The sequence below is a fragment of the Oribacterium sp. genome (assembly GCF_057249185.1).
Window position 1 is genome coordinate 1 of record NZ_DBHIGR010000215.1, and the last position, 3,049, is coordinate 3,049.

Consider the following 3,049-nt stretch of genomic DNA (forward strand, 5'->3'; position numbering starts at 1 on the left):
ATACGGGTTTCTAACCGCTTTTTTGAAATCCTCGCTTGTCAATTCTGGCATTTCGTCATCTTCTAAAACTTTTCCCATCTTTTACCTCCTCAAATACTCTTTAACTTCTCTAGTCATCGCTTTTCTTGCAGAAATCAGCCGAATGATTTCCCCGACTCTTTCGCAATGTGATACGTATAAAATACGATTTTTCTCACTCTTTCCAATAAGCGTGAAGCGCTCCTCTTCCTCTGAATGCTTCTTTATGTATGTCCCTCAAGTTTGTTCGCTGGCTCGAAAATGGAAGCTTAAAAATCGCCTATTCCCTTTTCATCAATATAGCGATAAAATTCCTGTTTTCTGGCCTCATAAACTTCTCGGTTTCGTTTTTCAAGCCATTTCATAGCATTGAGAAAAGATTGGAGCCGAGTCTCGTGATCTTCTAAAAATTCAGGAAGTTCATCCTCTGCAGGATCAAAGGAAACAGGCGCATCCTTTGTGTTACCTGTAAAAAAATCTAAGAGATGGAATGTGGGGAATCTACGTTGTAAGTCTTCGTTCAATGAGAAGTTGGAATCATCGTCTACATCCAAGTCCATAATAGTGTCTTCTAAAAAATCCAGCAGTTTCATGACTTCTGCAGCTTCTCGTAAAATGCGGATTTCTTCGTATTGCTCATCAAAAAGATCCGTATATTCATTTTCCCGTTCATATCTAGTATCGAATTCGTCAGAACCGGAAAAGGGGAAGTAGTGTACATCTCCATTTGTTAGCCTTACTTCCAGAAGCCTTGGCGGATTGTGTAGAGTTAACTGTCCTCTTCCTGTACTTTCCAATTGATAAGGACTATGAACCATGGCAAAGGCCTTAGAGGGAACGTCTATAGAACATTCTTTTGGTCTCCATCCCCCTTCATCTTCAGCTATAATATCTGCGGATGCAATTTCTTTAAAGAATTTGAGACTGGAAGGAAAGTAAGAGTCTGCTAGAGATACAAATTTCCAAAAGAGCCCATCTAAATTGCCGCCTGTTAATGTTACTTCCTCATCTTCGTAATCCATCATTCACTCCTTTTATCTTTCATAATCCCTTTCTTTTTGAGTTCTTCGACTTCCTCTTTTGAAAGGATGCGTATGTCAATTTTCTCTTCTCTCCAGGCTTTATACCTCTCCTTGAGAAGTTCTTGATATTCCCGATTTGTCATGCATCACCCCTAAACAGATTCTTCGGGATTTTTAATTGTTTGCTACATGTGCTCTAGACGCTCTTGCCTTGATAGTACTTTTAAAGAGTAGACTTGTCAATTCAGTTCTATTAGGAATAGAGTAGAAGTTCTATTAGGAATGGAGTAGCAGAAACAATATGTACTTGTCAGTCGATATTGAGTTTTGCTTGCTTAGCTAGGTGCAGGGGAGTAGAATTAAAAACAATCAAAAGATATTGCAAAAGAAAGCCATGAAGGGCATAAACCATCATCTAGTCAGTTTTAACGGACTCGCTCCCATGTAAAATACATTTTAGGGTAAGCAAAGCACAATAAGCATTGCTGAAATAGAAAGGATGGTATTTGCCATGGAAGAGATGTATTTTACAATTACGGGATGCAATCATTATTTCGGAACGGAGTTTTTGAAGGAGGGCATGAAGCTAAAGCTGGAAAAGGAACCGGACAATAAATTCGATTCTGAGGCTATTTTGGTAAAGCTGAAGGGCCTTGGAAAGATTGGCTATGTGGCAAACAGCCCTTATACAGTGAAGGGAGAGTCCATGAGTGCCGGAAGACTGTATGATAAGATTGGAGATAAAGCGAAAGCCAGACTTGTCTTTTTGCTTAGGGATGGAGCCCTTTGCAAAGTTACTCATTGCGGACTGGAGGAAAAGTTAGCATTATAGGAGGTTTCCTATGTCAAAATTTGCTTCTAAATTTCAGAAGGTATTGATGTCGTTTTCCTATCGGGGAAAGGAAATTTTTAAGCCCTTAAACACCGGGCGTATTGATGAAAGAGTAAGTGCTGTACGAGAGTGGGTGGCAAATGTCTTTTTCTATACGAAAAATGGCAAGACCATCATGATTGATGCGGGCTATAACTATGAGCGTCTGGCGGAGAAGATGAAGTGGTTGGACATAGAGCCGGCTTCCATTCAGCATATCCTTCTTACCCATTTGGACACGGATCATGTGGGGGCGGTGGAAAGGGATAGCGGGGGGCTTTTTCGAAATGCCAAGCTCTACCTAGGAGAGATAGAGAATAAATATTTGACCGGAGAGGCTCGTCGAAGAGTCTTATTTGGGCATTATAAGATTCCTATGGTGAAGACGGACAATGAGAAAAGACTCCTGAAAGATGGAGAAGTTTTCTATATCGAAGACATCAAAGTGGAAGCTATCCTGGTGCCGGGGCATACCTTCGGGCATCTGGTGTATCTAATTGATGATGCCTATCTTTTCACAGGAGATACCATCTGGTTTGGGCCGGATGGGGGCTATAGCTTTTTGAATTCTTTGGCAGAGGATAATGAACTGGCGAAAAGCTCCCTTGTGAAGCTGGAAAAGATCTTGAAGGAGAGAGGGATTACTCCGAAAATCATCAGCGGACATACCGGTTGGACAGATGATTTGGCATTTGCCTTTCGACATAAGGATCAGATCTGTAACTCCTTAAAGAAGCAAAAGCCCCATGATCCCATGGCACCCTATGATGCCTATGATGAACGGGAGGATACTGAGGAAAAGGCGAGAGGAGAGTGGCTTCCAAAGGCCAGGGAAATAATGGAATAGAAATAATGGTAGAGAAATAGATTCTTTCTATTCCTATTCTAAGTTAATAAAGAAGTAAGCGTTTTCTTGGAACAGAACGATTCCAAGAGAGGGCATTTCGAAGGATAGAATCATAAGCATAAGGAGTGACAGCATGGTGGTTGTTTTTGAATTTCTTAGCCGGGAGCCTATTGAAAATGTCATTACCGCAATGAATTTTCAGGTGGATAAGCTGGTATTTTTCGGAAATCATGAGGACATTATTTCTCAGAAGGAAAAGACGGAGAATTTTCTGAGAAAATACTGTGCTGT

General features: G+C 40.9%; 5 protein-coding genes. 2 read left to right on the forward strand and 3 right to left on the reverse strand.

The window, feature by feature from the left end:
* Positions 1 to 81: 81 nt before the first annotated feature.
* Genes ACO4PX_RS09560 through ACO4PX_RS09570 form a run of 3 tightly spaced genes read right to left on the reverse strand, consistent with a single transcriptional unit; the run spans position 82 to position 1,183 of the window.
* Entirely contained in the window at positions 82 to 246 is a 165-nt protein-coding gene (locus ACO4PX_RS09560; RefSeq protein WP_485572455.1) for a BrnT family toxin, read from the reverse strand.
* A 41-nt stretch (positions 247 to 287) separates the two neighbouring features.
* Positions 288 to 1,040: a hypothetical protein gene (locus ACO4PX_RS09565; RefSeq protein WP_485572447.1), complete on the reverse strand. Its 753-nt coding sequence runs from the start codon at positions 1,038 to 1,040 to the stop codon at positions 288 to 290.
* Positions 1,040 to 1,183, reverse strand: coding sequence for a hypothetical protein (locus ACO4PX_RS09570; protein WP_485572449.1), 144 nt, complete (start codon positions 1,181 to 1,183; stop codon positions 1,040 to 1,042). Before ACO4PX_RS09570 ends, ACO4PX_RS09565 begins: the two co-directional genes overlap by 1 nt.
* A gap of 368 nt (positions 1,184 to 1,551) precedes the next feature.
* Between ACO4PX_RS09570 and ACO4PX_RS09575 the strand changes: the two genes are divergently transcribed.
* Together ACO4PX_RS09575 and ACO4PX_RS09580 are read left to right on the forward strand one after the other, a co-directional pair.
* Complete coding sequence (locus tag ACO4PX_RS09575; RefSeq protein WP_485572451.1) at positions 1,552 to 1,872, forward strand: HIRAN domain-containing protein; 321 nt, start codon at positions 1,552 to 1,554, stop codon at positions 1,870 to 1,872.
* Between the two features lie 10 nt (positions 1,873 to 1,882).
* The gene (locus tag ACO4PX_RS09580) at positions 1,883 to 2,758 is read left to right on the forward strand and encodes an MBL fold metallo-hydrolase (protein ID WP_485572453.1); all 876 of its coding nucleotides are present in this window, start codon (positions 1,883 to 1,885) and stop codon (positions 2,756 to 2,758) included.
* Positions 2,759 to 3,049 lie beyond the last annotated feature (291 nt).

What these genes read in the sequence shown, in the direction of transcription:
- ACO4PX_RS09565 (WP_485572447.1), bottom strand. Translation starts at nt 1,040, where the DNA reads ATGGATTACGAAGATGAGGAAGTAACATTAACAGGCGGCAATTTAGAT.
- ACO4PX_RS09570 (WP_485572449.1), bottom strand. Translation starts at nt 1,183, where the DNA reads ATGACAAATCGGGAATATCAAGAACTTCTCAAGGAGAGGTATAAAGCC.
- ACO4PX_RS09575 (WP_485572451.1), top strand. Translation starts at nt 1,552, where the DNA reads ATGGAAGAGATGTATTTTACAATTACGGGATGCAATCATTATTTCGGA.
- ACO4PX_RS09580 (WP_485572453.1), top strand. Translation starts at nt 1,883, where the DNA reads ATGTCAAAATTTGCTTCTAAATTTCAGAAGGTATTGATGTCGTTTTCC.